The sequence below is a fragment of the Dysosmobacter welbionis genome, from assembly GCF_005121165.3.
In the GTDB taxonomy this organism is placed as follows: domain Bacteria; phylum Bacillota; class Clostridia; order Oscillospirales; family Oscillospiraceae; genus Oscillibacter; species Oscillibacter welbionis.
Genome location: NZ_CP034413.3, coordinates 1,059,523 through 1,073,856, shown reverse-complemented (window position 1 = coordinate 1,073,856; position 14,334 = coordinate 1,059,523). Strand labels below are relative to the sequence as shown.

Annotated in this window: 22 protein-coding genes; 17 read left to right on the top strand and 5 right to left on the bottom strand. The window is 52.7% G+C overall.

Annotated elements, in window-relative coordinates:
* Window positions 1-31: 31 nt before the first annotated feature.
* Genes EIO64_RS05670 through dcm form a run of 9 tightly spaced genes read left to right on the top strand, consistent with a single transcriptional unit; the run spans window position 32 to window position 5,011 of the window.
* Window positions 32-406, top strand: a complete 375-nt coding sequence (locus EIO64_RS05670) for a single-stranded DNA-binding protein (RefSeq protein WP_136890994.1) — start codon at window positions 32-34, stop codon at window positions 404-406.
* Window positions 406-1,365, top strand: coding sequence for a ParB N-terminal domain-containing protein (locus tag EIO64_RS05665; protein ID WP_136890993.1), 960 nt, complete (start codon window positions 406-408; stop codon window positions 1,363-1,365). The genes EIO64_RS05670 and EIO64_RS05665 overlap by 1 nt, the downstream gene beginning before the upstream one ends.
* Complete coding sequence (locus EIO64_RS05660; protein ID WP_136890992.1) at window positions 1,362-1,892, top strand: hypothetical protein; 531 nt, start codon at window positions 1,362-1,364, stop codon at window positions 1,890-1,892. Before EIO64_RS05665 ends, EIO64_RS05660 begins: the two co-directional genes overlap by 4 nt.
* A complete protein-coding gene (locus EIO64_RS05655) occupies window positions 1,849-2,271 on the top strand; it encodes a synapsin-1 (Synapsin I) (RefSeq protein ID WP_136890991.1) in 423 nt (140 codons plus the stop codon). Before EIO64_RS05660 ends, EIO64_RS05655 begins: the two co-directional genes overlap by 44 nt.
* Window positions 2,258-2,653, top strand: coding sequence for a hypothetical protein (locus EIO64_RS05650; RefSeq protein ID WP_136890990.1), 396 nt, complete (start codon window positions 2,258-2,260; stop codon window positions 2,651-2,653). Before EIO64_RS05655 ends, EIO64_RS05650 begins: the two co-directional genes overlap by 14 nt.
* Entirely contained in the window at window positions 2,643-3,329 is a 687-nt protein-coding gene (locus EIO64_RS05645; protein WP_170180088.1) for a DUF4240 domain-containing protein, read from the top strand. The genes EIO64_RS05650 and EIO64_RS05645 overlap by 11 nt, the downstream gene beginning before the upstream one ends.
* Window positions 3,326-4,255: a ParM/StbA family protein gene (locus EIO64_RS05640; protein ID WP_136890989.1), complete on the top strand. Its 930-nt coding sequence runs from the start codon at window positions 3,326-3,328 to the stop codon at window positions 4,253-4,255. The genes EIO64_RS05645 and EIO64_RS05640 overlap by 4 nt, the downstream gene beginning before the upstream one ends.
* Window positions 4,245-4,541: a hypothetical protein gene (locus EIO64_RS05635; protein WP_249390819.1), complete on the top strand. Its 297-nt coding sequence runs from the start codon at window positions 4,245-4,247 to the stop codon at window positions 4,539-4,541. The genes EIO64_RS05640 and EIO64_RS05635 overlap by 11 nt, the downstream gene beginning before the upstream one ends.
* Window positions 4,542-4,555: 14 nt before the next feature.
* Window positions 4,556-5,011, top strand: coding sequence for a DNA (cytosine-5-)-methyltransferase (dcm, locus tag EIO64_RS05630; protein WP_136890988.1), 456 nt, complete (start codon window positions 4,556-4,558; stop codon window positions 5,009-5,011).
* A 94-nt stretch (window positions 5,012-5,105) separates the two neighbouring features.
* Here dcm and EIO64_RS05625 read toward each other — a convergent pair whose 3' ends face one another.
* Genes EIO64_RS05625 through EIO64_RS05615 form a run of 3 tightly spaced genes read right to left on the bottom strand, consistent with a single transcriptional unit; the run spans window position 5,106 to window position 8,354 of the window.
* Complete coding sequence (locus EIO64_RS05625) at window positions 5,106-6,146, bottom strand: tyrosine-type recombinase/integrase (RefSeq protein WP_158629671.1); 1,041 nt, start codon at window positions 6,144-6,146, stop codon at window positions 5,106-5,108.
* On the bottom strand, window positions 6,139-7,137 hold the full coding sequence (locus tag EIO64_RS05620; RefSeq protein WP_158629672.1) for a tyrosine-type recombinase/integrase: 999 nt from the start codon (window positions 7,135-7,137) through the stop codon (window positions 6,139-6,141). Before EIO64_RS05620 ends, EIO64_RS05625 begins: the two co-directional genes overlap by 8 nt.
* Window positions 7,134-8,354 (bottom strand): site-specific integrase, encoded by a 1,221-nt coding sequence (locus EIO64_RS05615; protein ID WP_136890739.1) that lies wholly within the window; start codon window positions 8,352-8,354, stop codon window positions 7,134-7,136. Before EIO64_RS05615 ends, EIO64_RS05620 begins: the two co-directional genes overlap by 4 nt.
* 336 nt (window positions 8,355-8,690) lie before the next feature.
* Here EIO64_RS05615 and EIO64_RS05610 point away from each other — a divergent pair, with 336 nt between their 5' ends.
* The 4 genes from EIO64_RS05610 to EIO64_RS05595 are packed head-to-tail and all read left to right on the top strand — an operon-like array spanning window position 8,691 to window position 11,023.
* Window positions 8,691-9,302 (top strand): DNA cytosine methyltransferase, encoded by a 612-nt coding sequence (locus EIO64_RS05610; RefSeq protein WP_249390818.1) that lies wholly within the window; start codon window positions 8,691-8,693, stop codon window positions 9,300-9,302.
* Complete coding sequence (locus EIO64_RS05605; protein ID WP_136890986.1) at window positions 9,299-10,261, top strand: amidoligase family protein; 963 nt, start codon at window positions 9,299-9,301, stop codon at window positions 10,259-10,261. The genes EIO64_RS05610 and EIO64_RS05605 overlap by 4 nt, the downstream gene beginning before the upstream one ends.
* A gap of 5 nt (window positions 10,262-10,266) precedes the next feature.
* Window positions 10,267-10,515: a hypothetical protein gene (locus tag EIO64_RS05600; protein ID WP_136890985.1), complete on the top strand. Its 249-nt coding sequence runs from the start codon at window positions 10,267-10,269 to the stop codon at window positions 10,513-10,515.
* Window position 10,516: 1 nt separating this feature from the next.
* Window positions 10,517-11,023, top strand: a complete 507-nt coding sequence (locus EIO64_RS05595; RefSeq protein ID WP_136890984.1) for a gamma-glutamylcyclotransferase family protein — start codon at window positions 10,517-10,519, stop codon at window positions 11,021-11,023.
* 65 nt (window positions 11,024-11,088) lie between these two features.
* On the opposite strand, the gene EIO64_RS05590 is transcribed toward EIO64_RS05595, so the two are convergent.
* The gene (locus EIO64_RS05590) at window positions 11,089-11,550 is read right to left on the bottom strand and encodes an SLOG family protein (RefSeq protein WP_136890983.1); all 462 of its coding nucleotides are present in this window, start codon (window positions 11,548-11,550) and stop codon (window positions 11,089-11,091) included.
* Window positions 11,551-11,677: 127 nt separating this feature from the next.
* Between EIO64_RS05590 and EIO64_RS05585 the strand changes: the two genes are divergently transcribed.
* The 4 genes from EIO64_RS05585 to metK all read left to right on the top strand — a co-directional run bounded on the left by EIO64_RS05585 (window position 11,678) and on the right by metK (window position 13,981).
* Complete coding sequence (locus EIO64_RS05585) at window positions 11,678-11,884, top strand: helix-turn-helix domain-containing protein (protein WP_136890982.1); 207 nt, start codon at window positions 11,678-11,680, stop codon at window positions 11,882-11,884.
* Between the two features lie 134 nt (window positions 11,885-12,018).
* Complete coding sequence (locus EIO64_RS05580) at window positions 12,019-12,366, top strand: hypothetical protein (RefSeq protein ID WP_158629706.1); 348 nt, start codon at window positions 12,019-12,021, stop codon at window positions 12,364-12,366.
* Between the two features lie 84 nt (window positions 12,367-12,450).
* A complete protein-coding gene (locus EIO64_RS05575) occupies window positions 12,451-12,840 on the top strand; it encodes a DUF3846 domain-containing protein (protein WP_136890980.1) in 390 nt (129 codons plus the stop codon).
* Window positions 12,830-13,981 (top strand): methionine adenosyltransferase, encoded by a 1,152-nt coding sequence (gene metK / locus EIO64_RS05570; RefSeq protein WP_136890979.1) that lies wholly within the window; start codon window positions 12,830-12,832, stop codon window positions 13,979-13,981. Before EIO64_RS05575 ends, metK begins: the two co-directional genes overlap by 11 nt.
* 40 nt (window positions 13,982-14,021) lie before the next feature.
* Here the strand turns inward: metK and EIO64_RS05565 are convergent, their stop codons facing one another.
* The gene (locus tag EIO64_RS05565; RefSeq protein ID WP_136890978.1) at window positions 14,022-14,294 is read right to left on the bottom strand and encodes an HU family DNA-binding protein; all 273 of its coding nucleotides are present in this window, start codon (window positions 14,292-14,294) and stop codon (window positions 14,022-14,024) included.
* Between the last annotated feature and the right edge of the window lie 40 nt (window positions 14,295-14,334).

The window sequence follows — 14,334 nt, the reverse complement described above, 5'->3', positions numbered from 1 at the left end:
AACATCATAATATAAAAAGGAGAACTGAACAATGCTGAAGATCACTGCCATTGGTAACCTGACCAACGATGTGGAACTGAAAATGAACGAGACCACCGGCAAGCCCTACGCCATCCTGCGAATCGCCTCGGATCGCCGCTATAAGGATAAGGACGGCAACAAGCTCACCGACTTTATCTCCATTAAGGTGCGCGGCCCGCTGGCCGAGCGTTGCGCCGAATTCGCCTGGAAGGGCTGCAAGCTGGCGGCCTCCGGCGATTTTGAGACCATTACCTTTGAGGACGAGCCGGAGCGTCAGCCCGGTTTCCTCATCAAAGCCAGCGAGGTGGAGTTCCTCTCTCCCCGCAAGGTGGAGGAAACGGCGCAGGAATTGGAAGATGAGCCTGTCCGCGAGGTCGCTGCCTGATGAAAAATACCGGGATCACATATACCAGCGCTGAACGCAGCCCTGTGATCCTGCCGGAGATGGCCGAGCTGCTCCCGCCTTTGAGCGCGGAGCAGCTCGGCGCTCTGGAAGCAGATCTCATCAAAAACGGCTGCTACGCACCCATCATCGTCAATGAGGACATGGTCATCATCGACGGGCACAACCGTCAGGCACTGTGCGAAAAGCATGATCTGCCGTACACAATGGCCGTTTTCTCGTTTGAGGATCTGTTGGAGGCCAAGCAGTGGGCGTTGGATACCCAGAAGGGACGCCGCAACCTTGAAAAGTGGGAGCTGGGCAAGATCGCCCTGAAGCTAAAACCAGAGATTGAAGCCAAGGCCAGAGCAAATCAGTCTGCTGCCGGTGGTGACAAGTTCTCTGAAAAACCGCTTTCGGCAACATTGCCGGAAGCGGTTTCCGCTGTCGATACCAGAAAGGAACTGGCAGAGGCGGTCGGCTTGGGCGAGCGCACGATGGGCAAGGTCATGCAGATCGATGAGAACGCCCCGGACTCCATCAAGGAGGCACTGGACAAAAAGAAACTGTCCATCAACAAGGGGTATGACCTGACCCGCCAGCTTCAGGAGGTACCGGAGGATCAGCGGGAACAGGCTGCCGCGGAGCTGCTGGAATATGAAAAGGCGAAGAAGGATCTCAAACAGCAAAATGCGGAGATCGACCGCAGGGGCAAAGTTGCAAACACTTTCTGCAAGGCATACGAAAAGGCTTCTCTTCTGACCGCCACGGAAGAAAATGTCCGCTGCTGGACGGAAGGTACCCGCATGACGCCGGAGGAACTCCAGGACACCGTCAAGGAATCCCGTGAGATCGCCCAGGTGTTCGCCGCCATTGCCGATATCATCGAGCAGAAGATCCTGCCTGCAGACTGGCGAAACACCGGCCCCGCGGAGGATATTCCCTGTGAGGTGGCGTCATGAGCGAGATGCTTTCTGCTCGCCAGTGGCAGGACCTGTTCCGCGGTGGGGCGTTTCAGGATAGATCCCGTGAGACGCAGATCCGCGCCGGGTGGTATGACTGGTTTTGCAGCGATACGGCTCTTGCCGGCAGACTGCAGAGGATCGGCAGGGTGGTCATGGGGATCACGGAGCCTGCCATTCTGGACAATTACTATGTCTGGTTTAAAAACAACTGCCCTCTGGACGGCCCCCTCTATGATGACGTGCGCTTTGAGCCGTTGGAGGGAGACCGCTGCGGACGGTACTTTGTGGTGTCTCAGGATTGCCCTTATGAAAAGCAGAAATGGACGCTGTATACGGAGCGTGGCGGTTTTCAGGAACCGGAGTTTGGGTGCCAAAGTGTCCGTGAAATGCAGAGATATCTGAATGAGCATGGAAAGGAGTTGGCGCGGGCAACAGAGCCGCCGACTGTTACGAAAATGCCAAAAAGGAGGTGCCGACGCGATGAGCCAGAAGAAAAGTCCTTCGCCGCCCACCCTCCCTCCTGACGCCCAGCGGGAGATCCTGGACAGGCTGTCCGCGGAGACCCGGATCAATTCTCAGGAGATCGCCGCCATTTTGAAGCGGCACGGCGTCTGCGGCGATATGGACGCCTTGCAGGATGCCTATCGGAAACGGCTGGGCCAGCGCCTTATGTCCACCATTCGGGATGAGACCGGCAAGCGTGAGGTACTGGCCGCCAGTGGCGGTGAGTATGTCATCGTGGACTGCTGCAACGATCCGCAGAAGCTGAAAGCCATTCGGCACCGCATCCAGGCGCAGATGAACGGACTGGATGTGTCTGCCGGAAAGGTGCGCAAGCGTGTTCGTTTTCTGGAACACTTCGCTTCTTGGGTGAGAAAGGAGACCTCGGATGGGGCGGCGTGAATTGTCAGCGACGGATATCTACCGTAAATTCGCGGCGCAGCTGGATGAGGATGGCTTTCGGCTGTACCGCGCCGCGCAGCGGAGCACCGGCTTCCAGCCCTATGACGCTTTCCCTTATGAAGATAACCGGGGCGCGTTTGAGGCAGCGGACGGACATACCCTTCTGCGCTATCTGGAAGCAGCTCATTTCGATGCAGTCACATGGGAGATCGTCCCCGGAACCACCTATGAACGGGCCGTTCTCGGCAAGGTGGACACCACCACGCCGGAATACCGCGCGTTTCGTGAAGCAATCTGCGCGGACGCGCTGGGGCGCATGGGGTTGGCACATCTCCTGAAAACAAAGGAAAAAGAAGCGAAAGAGGTAGGATATGAACGATAACATCACCGAGATCAACAAAGATACCTTCTGGAAGCTGATCCAGAGTGCAAAGGAGACCTGCGGACAGGATATGGACGCTATGATGGACTTCCTGAAAGACCGGCTGGTATCCATGGGGCCGGAGCAGGCACAGAACTTTCACGACATCCTCCACGCCTATGAGGATCTTGCGGACAAGTTTGGACTGTGGGATGCCGCCGGGGTCATGAAGGAATACGGCTGCAGCGATGACGGATTTATCGACTTCCGCGCCTGGCTCATTGCCCAGGGAAGGGATACCTATCTGTCCGCGCTGGCGGACCCGGACTCTCTTGCGGAGGTCATCCCCTACGAGGACTGCTGCTTTGAGACGCTCAGTTATGTGGGAGATTATGCCTATGAGCAGCTCACAGGCAAAAGCGCCTATGACCAGACGGATTGGGCAAGGTATGAAACGTTGCTGGCAGAACTGGAACAGGATATCGTCTACAAAGGCGGTATTGAATTTCCCAGAGAGGGACCGGAGCTGAAACAGTACCTGCCACGGCTCTGCACGGCGCATCCGGGCTGGGATGGCAAGACACGCTGGAATGTGCAGCAAAAGGAAATGCGGGATCTCATCCGTGCCGGAAAGGCGTATGACCAGCGGCAAGCGCCCAAAAAGAAACACCGCAGTCATGGAGGTGAGGCCAGATGAGCGAACCCATCATCATCATCGGTGTAGATCATGGCTACGCTGCCATGAAAACCGCGTATTTTTCCTTTCACACCGGGCTGGTGGCCCATGAGCATGAGCCGTACACGCTGAACAATGTGCTGGAATACGGCGGTAAATATTATGTGGTGGGCAGCGGACGCCAGCCGCTCCAAAAGGACAAGACCCAAACGGAGGATTACTACCTTCTCACGCTGGCCGCCATAGCAAAGGAACTGGCATACCGCAATGCCGGAACGGCAGCGGACATCCATCTGGCAGCCGGACTGCCGCTCACCAGCTTTGGCAGGGATAAGAAAGCGTTCCGGGACTACCTGTGCCGGGGCGGCAAACCGGTGTCTTTCCGTTATGAAGGACAGGACTATGTCATCACGATCTCCAAAGTGTCGCTGTATCCGCAGGGCTATGCCGCAGTGCTGACGCAGGGTAGCATGCTGGATGAGCCATCCGTCATCATTGCGGACATCGGCGGCTGGACGGTGGATCTCATGCGGCTGGACAACCGTATCCCCAACGCCGCCACCTGCCGCAGTCTGGAGCTCGGCATGATCCGCTGCCTGGATGAGATCAGCGAGCAGATCCGCCGTGGCCTTGGTCTGTCTATGACGGCCGCGCAGATTGAAAGCGTTCTGCGCGGCGATGCCAGCCATGTGAACGAGGACGCGAAAAAAATCATTTATCAGGAAGCGGAACGCTACACCAAACGCCTGCTCTCTGCCATCGCGGAGAGCGGCCTGGACGTCCGAGCCATGCCTGCTGTTTTTCTTGGCGGCGGTGCGACGCTGCTGAAGCATCATGCTTCCGCTGCGGACGGACTATGCCGTCCCATCATACTGGATGACGTTTGCTTAAATGCCAAGGGATATGAGCGTCTGACAGAGCGAATGTCGAAAAAGCATGAGCAGTGACAAGAAGCGGCTGAACCTGTCCTTCTCCATGGCCTCGCCCATCCAGCGGCAGGCGTGGCGGACGCTGATGGATATTCCGGCGGGTGAACGCACCGGTGCCGTCTGCCGGATGATCTGTGAACACAAAAATCAGCGGGAACTGCTGGAGGCTGTGCGTCAGGTGATCCGTCAGGAATTGCAGGGCAGCCAGATCCAAATCGCACAAGCAGCGCCGCAGGCCGGGAGCATCGACGAGGATATTCTCGGCTTTCTTGCGTCGCTGCAGGAAGGAGATGATACAGACTGATCCGATACTTTGATATGTTTGCCGGCATTGGCGGCTTCCGCTCCGGATTGACCCGCGCGGGCGGATTCCGGTGTGTTGGACACTGTGAGATCGACAAGCACGCCAATGCCAGTTATCAAGCAATCTACGAACCGGGAAAGGAGGAACGATACTATCCCGATGCAACCAAACTCGATCCCGCAGACCTGCCGGACTTCGACCTGCTCTGTGGAGGATTCCCCTGCCAGGCATTTTCTAACGCTGGCCGCAGACGGGGCTTTGCCGACGCCAGAGGAACTCTCTTCTTTGAGATTGCCCGATTGGCTCAAGCAAAGCGACCTCCGTATCTGCTGCTTGAAAATGTTCCCGGCCTTTTATCGCATGACAAAGGGAAAACCTTTTCGGTCATCCTCTCCGCACTGGATGACCTGGGGTACCATGTCGAATGGACTGTGCTTAACGCTCAATTATGTTCAGCTGAACATAATTGAGCTAATGTATAGCAGAAAATAATGTAAAGTCACCTCCTGAAGTGTAGTAAAGCCAGCAAGAATGCTCCTGCTGGCTTTACATTATTCTGTGAAATTATTTAGTTGGAATATAGAGCTGAGTCAACCATTGCATCAAATTTTCGTCATCTGTCCAAGAGGGCTGCTGGTCACTAAGCTGCTGCGGATGCACTTGCTCCAACAGCTTTTGCTTCATTTTAATGTTCAGCCGGGCATACACCTCGGTAGTTTTAATGTCAGAATGCCCTAACAGGTCTTTTATATATTGCAAATCCACACCGGCCTCTAACCAATGCATCGCTCGGCTGTGTCTGAATACATGAGGATGGACCCGCACTGGGAACAAATCAGGCTTCTCCTTTTGTGCAAGGGAAACATATTTCTGTATGATGTAGTAGACACCGCCTCGTGTTAGAGGGGCCTTGCTTCTGTTGCAAAAAAGCGGGGCATCTATATCACATTGGCGATATTGGGATTCCTCAGCCAGATAATCCTTCAAGATCTTTGCAGGTACAGGAAGAACTGGTATATCTCGGAACTTTCTTCCCTTACCTTTCAGATGTACAACGGCCCATTTTTTATCAAAACGGATATCACCAAAGCGAAGGTTAGCGATTTCAGATGCACGAGCAGCAGATTCATAGATTAAGGTCAAGAAGGCAAAGTCACGCCGTCCCTCACGCGTTGTAAGGTTCGGCTGTCCAAAAATAGTTTGGATGGCTTCTTCCGAAAGATGCGGGACAACCCTTTGCTCACATTTCTTCGGAGGAATTTCCCGGATCTGTTGGCATAGCAGTACAAAGCCTGGATCTTCATACTGCAGGAACTTAAAAAACGCATTGATTGCTGCTCGCCGTTGGTTCCTTGTCGTAATAGAGTTACCTTTCTCCTGTTCCAGCCACCGAAAAAAAGCATCAATTAGCTCTCTATTGAAATCGCTAACTTCCAGCCTATCTCTTCGAATTTTGCGTTCCCGTTCACAGAAATCCAGTAGCAAGGACATTGCGTCTCGATAGGATTGAATTGTTTCTTGGCTTAGTCCCCTTTCAGATGGTAAATACTCAAAGAAATATCTTGATAACGCTTTGGCAAAAAAAGTCGGTCCACGATTAGCCATCCTGCAATCCCTCTCTTTCCATGGCAAGGTCAAACGGAGCATACATGCCGCCCAAATTCTGTTCACAAATATCCATGATATGGGGGAAGGATTGTGCGGTCAGGCGGAGATAGTACTGGGTGGAACTAATCGATGTATGCCCAACATAACGGGAAAGAATCAGTAGATTGCTGTATATTGGGAGTCCAGCTTCAGCCCATTTTTGGATATTATGGCAGCAAAATGTATGACGGAGATCATGCACGCGCGGCCCAAATTGCTTCCCTTTATATGGAATCCCCACATCCCACAAAATGCCGCGAAAGAACTTTCCAATGGTGGATTTTGTATAAGGGGTCCCGCCCTTTGCATAAAAGAACGGCGTTGATTCGACAGTGTTTTTATGAACAGCCTGCGCATATTTTCTACATTCTTCCGTCAATGTGGCAGACATTGGGACAATCCTCTCGCGGTCATTCTTTCCGTGCCGTATGTGCAAAATTCCGTCTTTCAAATCCACATCGTTTTTTAGTAACGCCAACGCTTCAGAAATTCGAAGGCCACAGCCATAGAGTACGCGAAATAAGAGTGGCATAGTAAGATGTCGGTTAGGGGATAGGTTAGTCGGAGAAAGTGAGTCAAGTCGTTCAAAAATGAGATGTAACTCATCCGTTGAAAAAATATAGGGTACGTGTTGTTCTCCGCATTTGGGAAGGGCTGGAAGCAGGTAGGATGGATAACCTTGTTTGCACAGGTATTGGGCAAACCTCTGCATTTCACTCACTCGGCTATATCGGGTGGCGTCCGCCTCATTTGGGCGCTTCTTGCACCATGTCAATGCAATCTCTTTCGTAATTGTGTAACTCTGAATCTCATAATCTTTACAAAAATTATCAAATAGCCGCAGCAGTTTGGCCTGCTGGTTATAGTCCAGACCAGATGCCCTTTTTTGTGCCACATAGGATTCGCATATTGGAGCAAATGGTCCTGTAAAGAAGGGCTTCTTACTCATAGAAGCACCTCCAATGCACATCGTCTCAGCATTTCTGTATTGAGGCTAACGTATACCTGTGTGCTTTCCGGTGTGGCATGACCCAGCGTTTGCGCAATGTCAGTTAATTCTGCTCCATTATTCAGCATGGAGGTAGCGACACTGTGTCGGAAGCTGTGCATCCCAATCGGTTTATCCGTAGAGACATGAATACCTGCTTTAGAAACGAGTTTGGAAACCAACCTTTGCATAGAACCGCTCATGACATCAAACGGTGCAAGGTGCCGGACAAATATACATGGACAGTCTGTCTCTGGGCGGCCATGCTGGAGGTAATCAATGATTGCCCAGCCCACATCTTCGAGCAATGGAAGTTCTAAGGGTATCCCGGTTTTTTGTTGATGAATTGAAATTCGCTTGTTTTTCCAGTCAATATTCTCGAATCGAAGCAATCGCACGTCACTGATGCGCAGCCCCAGCCGGGTAACCAACAACAGGATCGCATAGTTCCGCTTCCCCAACGGATTGGATCGGTCTACCTGAGTCAGAATGCACTCTACCTCATCCGGTGAAAAAACAGTAGGCAGGCGATACTTATGCGTCCGTCTGATACAGGGCAAAGCATTGGCGTAACTGATATAATGGTAGCCTTTGGCCAATGCGTAATCAAACAGCTTGCCTAAGATGCGAATTGTTGCCGCAACCGTACCGGGAGAAAATCCAGTCAAAGATTCAATATAAGTATTTACATGGTGCAGCTCAAGCAGGTGGAAATGCTCAATGCCGGACTCCAGCAGAAAATACTCAAAGCGAAATAGCCTGCTCCGCCAAGTTCTGATAGAACCTTCAGCCACTTGGTTTTGGCGCAAACTGTCCAAAAAGCCTTCAAATAGCTCCTTATAGGCTGGAGAAAAGCCCTTCAAGGTGATACTTGATTGCTTAAAGACCATCCCATACTGTAAATAATCGTCCAACATATGAATAGCCCGGCTGACATTCTGAGATATATCCCTATCGCCAAGATCGGCACCATACCGTTCCCAGACAAATCTCCGCTCTAAATCCACGGTGAACTCAGTTGTCTGATGCGCTTCGCAGTATACAATCAACTCCTTCCATGTCGCGTCTAACCTTAAAATCGTGCTTTCACTGTAGCCGAGTTCAGCTAAGTGTGACTTTAACTTGCTGATCGTTTTCCTGAGCCATTCGCTCAATGAGCCTGTGTGCTCTATCGTCATTAGCATATTCCTCCTATTAGTTGATATGGCAATGCCATTGTTTAAATTATACGGAATTATGTTAAGTGTGACGATGATTTTTTCTGATTTTTCATCAGTTTTAGGAGGTGACTATACATTATTTTCAACTATACATTAAGCAAATGTTTCGGAGTCCCGCAATCAAGACGAAGGCTGTTCCTTATCGGATATCTTGATCCCCGATGCGCCGGGAAAATATTACCTGTCTTCGGCACAGGTGGAAAAGCTCTTGTACAAGTCCTCGGAGGGCCGCAAGGCTCCCGGATCTATGACGCAGACGGAGTAGCCTGCACCCAGACTGCCGGCGCTGGTGGCATGGGCGGGAAGACCGGATTATATCTGGTGGGCTTTAACCGGAAAGATGGGATCGTCGGAAAGCGGGATACAGCAATTCCGCTGAACGCCAGCGATTTCAGAGGAATCAACCGGAACCAAACACAAAACGCTGTGCTGGTAGACCTTTGCAGCGGGCATCCAAAGCAAACGGACGCTGCCCGCTGTCTCACCGCCCGGTATGGACAGACCACACTGTCCAACCGTAAAGGCGAGCGCTCCGGTGTCCTGCTCATCAAGGAGGCGACCAAGAAGGGGTACAAGGAGGCTCAACCCGGCGATACGGTGGATTTGGGCTACGCAGGCAGCAACACCCGCCGCGGGCGCGTTGGGCGTGACATTGCCCATACGCTGGAAACCAGCTGTATCCAGGGGATCGTGGAAAACGGCGGACGCATCCGCCGTCTCATGCCCCGTGAGTGCCTGCGGCTTCAGGGCTTTGAGGAATGGCAAATTGACCGCATCCTCGCCATCCAGTCTGACGCTCAGGCCTATAAGCAGGCGGGCAACAGTGTCACCGTCAATGTAATTGAGGCGATTGCCAAGCGTATCCAGACAGTGGACGAGGAATTGAAAGCGGGGGCCGCCGCATGATCGGAATGAAGGATCAGTGCTTTGGCGTTGAGGTCGAGATGACGGGACTCACTCGTGGGCAGGCTGCGCAGGCGCTGGCCAATTATTTTGGCACAGAACCTTACTATGTGGGGGGCGGATACGATAAATGGAGCGTGAAAGACCCGGATGGCAAGGTGTGGAGCATTATGAGCGATTCCAGCATTGTTACGGAAATGAAAACTGAAAGCGGGTATATGCATACCAGCAACATCGAATACCGGGTTGAGATGGTGACGCCAAAACTCACTTACGCGGAGTTACCCAGGCTTCAGGAGTGTGTCCGTCAGGTGCGCCATGTCGGGGCCAAAGTCAACCACTCCTGCGGTATCCATGTTCATGTGGACGCCGCCAACCACAACCGCCAGAGTCTGAAAAACCTTCTGAGCATTATGTACTCCAAGGAGGATATCCTGTTCAAAGCACTGCAGGTAAATTCAAGCCGTGTCAGCCAATACTGCCAGAAGGTGCGGGAGCCAATGCTAAAGGAAGCACGCAAGCTCTCCTCTGACGAAACAAAAAATCTCACGGCGCTGGAAAGCATCTGGTATGAAGGGAATATCTCTGACCGAGAACACTATAACTGGACGCGCTATTATGCCCTGAATCTGCACTCTGTGTTTTATAGAGGAACCGTTGAGTGGCGTTGTTTCAACTCTACGCTTCATGCCGGAAAGGTCGCGGCCTATGTGAATTTATGCCTTGCCATGTCTGCCCAAGCCATTAACCAGCGCAGCACCGTTATGCGGAAAACCCATAGCGACAACGAACTGTTTACCTTCCGTGTCTGGCTGGTGCGGCTGGGACTCAACGGTGACGAGTTCAAGAATACCCGTAATCATCTGCTGGCCAATCTGGAGGGTGATCGGGCATGGCGCTATGACAAGGATACTTATGAAGCCAATAAAAAGAAGAAAAAATCCAGAGAAATGGAGAGGTGAAGCCATTGAAGATACAGATCGAAGAAACCGTCTATGAGGGAACGGCCACGGAGATCATGGGCCGTCTGCGGGACCAGACCTTTGATCCCACAGAGTTCCCGGACATCGAGAGCTACATCTGGTTTTTACAGAGCAATGTCATCCGCACCACAGGAATGGACTGCCCACTGCCGGATGGAGATACGGAAACGCAGGCGCAGGCCATGTTCCGCCATCTGGACAGAATCGGCGGACTCAGACTGCTGGGGGACTAAGATGGAAGAAACTCTGTATTTCGCCTACGGCAGCAATATCAATTTAGAACAGATGGAGCATCGTTGTCCAGACGCCCAGCTCGTTGGGCCGGTGACGCTGCAGAACTATGAGTTGCAGTTCCGCGGCAGCGGCTTTGCCACTGTCTCTCCCAAGAAAGGCAGCGTCGTCCACGGTCTGCTATGGAAGCTCACGCCGAAGTCTGAACAGGCGCTGGACCGCTACGAAGGCTATCCTCGCCACTACACCAAGGAGCAGGTATCTGTGCGGACCACAGATGACGCAGCCGTTTCCGTCATGGCTTATATCATGGCAGAACCGATGAGCCGCCAGCCCGCACTGCCTTCTCCGTATTATTACCGTGCGATCCAGCAAGGCTTCGAGGCCAATGGCTTGCCGGTGGAATCGCTGGAGGAAGCGTGGAACAGGACCATCGACGAAATCTGGTTAGGAAAAGTGGAGAGGCCGAAGAATGGGAAAAACCCAAAAACCAGAAAACCGGAGAGGTAACTTCGTAAGATGGGCATAAAATCGTCGGGCGATGCAACGTTTGAGTCGCCCAAATCACACAAAGTTCATACCTCGATTACCCGGACCTCCTTCTCCAGCGTATGGGCATAGCGCATGGTGTAAAGCGTTCCACCACGATCTCGCCCATCATAAACGGCAATCACACGCTGGGACTTCACGGCCATATACCGGTTTCTCCGCATAAAGCATGAAGGGGTATATTCTTGGCATACGACCGTGACCTCATCGCAGATTCGCAGCAAATCGTGAAATTGCTTGCTTTTTGTTTTGATCCTGCCCGCATAGGGCAAAGCCGCCTCTAAATACAGATTGGGGCTGTATTCCTTTTGCTCGGCAACGATGGCCGCAAACATGAGATCCGTTCCTTCAGCAAAACCAGAGATGAAGCGGGTATATCCATCCTCAATCGCTGCCAGGACTTCACGTCGAAGCGCTTGCTCTACGTAGACGGCCCGATCTGTTGGAATATCCCGATGTCCCGTAACACAACATACTTTTGTTTCCATTATGGTTCCTCCCATTGCGGTTCAAGTTTAGAACGTCCTGATATGGGCAATATTGCCTATAACGCTATATGTTCATTATAGGCAATAATGAAGATATGTAAAGCGCGAAACGGAGGGAGGAACCGGGATGATCTCATACGCCCCATTGTGGGAAACGATGGAAAAGCGTGGAGCGACCACATATACGCTGCAATGTAAAGGTGGGATCAGTAGTTCTACGATCCGGAGGCTGAAAGCGAATGAATCCGTTTCGACCAACACTTTGGACGCGCTATGTAAAATACTGGATTGTACTTTGGCTGATATAGTGACTTATCTGCCAGACAAGGAATAACGAGGAATGGAGGGGAATTCCATTCCTCGTTTTTGGAATCGTTTTGCCCTAAAAGCGAAAGGTGGGGAACACATAAGGACATTCTTCGGCTGGTCATTCCCACTGCGGAGATGCGCAGATTGGCGCGCTTGACTATGGAAATCGTGATAGGGCTTCTATTATCCCTTCGTATGTGCTACAATGATGCCTGTTTGTGTGAAAGGGGTGTCGTAGTGTTTTATACGATGGAGGAAGCGGCTGTCCTTTGTGGGTTTCTGGAACTGTATTTGAACCGGGACAGCGTAGATGCGGCAGTACGAAAGAACTACGAAAAGTTCCGACTTGGACTCGTGCAGGAGTCCCTGGGGCGGGATGACTACATCTGGGCCACCAAAGCACTGAGTTTTCTGCGCCCCCACTGGTGGCAGGATCACGAGGACCATAGAGCGTTGGAGAATGCTTTGCTGAAAACACAAACGCTGGCTCTGAAAACAAAAAAATAATCAAATCATTTCGCGGCAACAGTGGTCTCAGACTGCTGCTGCCGCTTGTTTTTTTTAGGAGGCGATCCTATCAATCATCAAAAAATGACCATTCTTGTGGTGGAGCCGATGAAAACGCCCACTGTACAGGAGATCGACGGCAGCCTGGAATCCATGCAGCGGATCGTAGGTGGAGATATTGAGGCTGTTTACCCGTTCGATGACCCGGTCGCGCTCGTCTGTCACGGAGAGGGCAAGCTTCTGGGATTGCCTATGAACCGTGCCCTGACAGATGAATCCGGAGTGCCGTATGACATTGTCTGCGGCACCTTTTTTGTAGTCGGAATTGGAGATGAGGATTTTACATCCCTGACGGAGCAGCAGATCGAAAAGTATCGAAAGAAATACGCCAATGAGATGGTGTTTTCTGTTCCTGTGCCGTCCGGAAACCATAAAAAACAATGCAATAAGGAGAAAAACGAACATGAAAGATAAGTATGTCTTAACTGCGGAGTCTGTCACTGAGGGCCACCCGGACAAGCTCTGCGACACCATTGCCGACGCCGTAGTGGATGCCTGCCTGGAGCATGACCCCACCGCCCATGTAGCCTGCGAGGTCATGGCTACCGCAGGTAAGATCATCGCGGCTGGCGAGATCACGGCGGCGTGGCTCCCGGACATCCCTGCCGTCATCTGCCGCACCGTGCGGGAAGCCGGATATGGCGGCAGCGATTATGAGGTGGAGGTGATCACCCACGAGCAAAGCCCCGACATCGCCGGAGCAGTCAATAGCGGCGCGGAGACCGGAGCAGGCGACCAGGGTATCGTGTACGGCTACGCCTGCGATGAAACGCCTGAGCTTCTTCCACTGCCGGTAGTGCTGGTACATGAACTCACCCGCCTGCTGACCCAGGCGAGAAAGCTGCGCACGATTCCCGGCTTGAAGCCGGACGGTAAGGCGCAGGTGTCTGTGGAGTATCAGTTCGGCGTTCCCAAGCGTGTCTCTGCCGTAGTGGTCTCCTGCCAGCATGAGGATGGTGTGGAGCTGGCAGAGCTTCGCCATGCGGTCATGCGACATATTATCCAGCCCGCTTTTCAGGACTTCCCGCTGGATGCCGAAACGGAGATCCTCATCAATCCTTCCGGCAGATTTGTGGAGGGCGGCTTTGAAGCGGATACCGGACTCACGGGCCGTAAGCTGATGGTGGATACCTACGGCGGTCTCGCACCACATGGCGGCGGCGCGTTGTCCGGCAAGGATGGCACCAAGGTGGATCGCAGCGGCGCTTACATGGCCCGCTACATCGCAAAAAACATTGTGGCGGCGGGACTTGCTGAACGCTGCACCGTCAGTATGGCCTACGCCATCGGCAGGGCGAAGCCTGTCATAGTGGAGGTGGATGCCCACGGCACTGGCAAGTACTCCAATGCTGCACTGGAGCAGGCCGTTCGCACGGTGTGCCAGCTGACGCCGAACGGCATGATCGATACGCTGGGTTTGGACAAACCTATTTTCCGCAAATTCTGCAACTACGGACACTTCACCCACGCGGATGCCCCGTGGGAGCAGACGGATATGACGGAGGTGCTGGAAAGCGCCTGCCGCGCCAAGGAGACAGGGGTTTCCGCCCGCTGATAAAAAAACAGCGAGAGGACTCGCCTCTCGCTGTCAGGTATTACTGAATGCTGTCCTTGAACGCCTTGCCGGCCTTAAAGACCGGAGCCTTGGAAGCGGCGATTTCAATGGTCGCACCGGTGGCCGGGTTTTTACCGGTGCGGGCAGCACGCTCTTTTGCCTCAAAGGTGCCAAAGCCAACCAGTTGGACCTTGTCCCCAGACTTCAGAGCAGCTTCCACGGTATCAATGAATGCGCTCAGTGCGGCGTCGCAGTCCTTTTTAGCAAGGCCGCTGGTCTCTGCCATAGCGGTGAGAAGTTCCGTCTTGTTCATGTTGTTTTCTCCTTTGTTTAGATAGTGGCTGAAAATAATA

Excerpts from the sequence above, each read along its gene's own strand:
- EIO64_RS05615 (WP_136890739.1), bottom strand. The coding sequence starts at position 8,354 with ATGACGATAGAGCACACAGGCTCATTGAGCGAATGGCTCAGGAAAACG.
- EIO64_RS05645 (WP_170180088.1), top strand. The coding sequence starts at position 2,643 with ATGAACGATAACATCACCGAGATCAACAAAGATACCTTCTGGAAGCTG.
- EIO64_RS05665 (WP_136890993.1), top strand. The coding sequence starts at position 406 with ATGAAAAATACCGGGATCACATATACCAGCGCTGAACGCAGCCCTGTG.
- EIO64_RS05635 (WP_249390819.1), top strand. The coding sequence starts at position 4,245 with ATGAGCAGTGACAAGAAGCGGCTGAACCTGTCCTTCTCCATGGCCTCG.
- EIO64_RS05575 (WP_136890980.1), top strand. The coding sequence starts at position 12,451 with ATGACCATTCTTGTGGTGGAGCCGATGAAAACGCCCACTGTACAGGAG.
- dcm (WP_136890988.1), top strand. The coding sequence starts at position 4,556 with ATGTTTGCCGGCATTGGCGGCTTCCGCTCCGGATTGACCCGCGCGGGC.
- EIO64_RS05590 (WP_136890983.1), bottom strand. The coding sequence starts at position 11,550 with ATGGAAACAAAAGTATGTTGTGTTACGGGACATCGGGATATTCCAACA.
- EIO64_RS05625 (WP_158629671.1), bottom strand. The coding sequence starts at position 6,146 with ATGGCTAATCGTGGACCGACTTTTTTTGCCAAAGCGTTATCAAGATAT.
- EIO64_RS05605 (WP_136890986.1), top strand. The coding sequence starts at position 9,299 with ATGATCGGAATGAAGGATCAGTGCTTTGGCGTTGAGGTCGAGATGACG.
- EIO64_RS05585 (WP_136890982.1), top strand. The coding sequence starts at position 11,678 with ATGATCTCATACGCCCCATTGTGGGAAACGATGGAAAAGCGTGGAGCG.
- EIO64_RS05595 (WP_136890984.1), top strand. The coding sequence starts at position 10,517 with ATGGAAGAAACTCTGTATTTCGCCTACGGCAGCAATATCAATTTAGAA.
- EIO64_RS05660 (WP_136890992.1), top strand. The coding sequence starts at position 1,362 with ATGAGCGAGATGCTTTCTGCTCGCCAGTGGCAGGACCTGTTCCGCGGT.
- EIO64_RS05650 (WP_136890990.1), top strand. The coding sequence starts at position 2,258 with ATGGGGCGGCGTGAATTGTCAGCGACGGATATCTACCGTAAATTCGCG.
- EIO64_RS05640 (WP_136890989.1), top strand. The coding sequence starts at position 3,326 with ATGAGCGAACCCATCATCATCATCGGTGTAGATCATGGCTACGCTGCC.
- EIO64_RS05670 (WP_136890994.1), top strand. The coding sequence starts at position 32 with ATGCTGAAGATCACTGCCATTGGTAACCTGACCAACGATGTGGAACTG.
- EIO64_RS05620 (WP_158629672.1), bottom strand. The coding sequence starts at position 7,137 with ATGAGTAAGAAGCCCTTCTTTACAGGACCATTTGCTCCAATATGCGAA.
- EIO64_RS05610 (WP_249390818.1), top strand. The coding sequence starts at position 8,691 with ATGGGCGGGAAGACCGGATTATATCTGGTGGGCTTTAACCGGAAAGAT.
- EIO64_RS05580 (WP_158629706.1), top strand. The coding sequence starts at position 12,019 with ATGGAAATCGTGATAGGGCTTCTATTATCCCTTCGTATGTGCTACAAT.
- metK (WP_136890979.1), top strand. The coding sequence starts at position 12,830 with ATGAAAGATAAGTATGTCTTAACTGCGGAGTCTGTCACTGAGGGCCAC.
- EIO64_RS05565 (WP_136890978.1), bottom strand. The coding sequence starts at position 14,294 with ATGAACAAGACGGAACTTCTCACCGCTATGGCAGAGACCAGCGGCCTT.
- EIO64_RS05655 (WP_136890991.1), top strand. The coding sequence starts at position 1,849 with ATGAGCCAGAAGAAAAGTCCTTCGCCGCCCACCCTCCCTCCTGACGCC.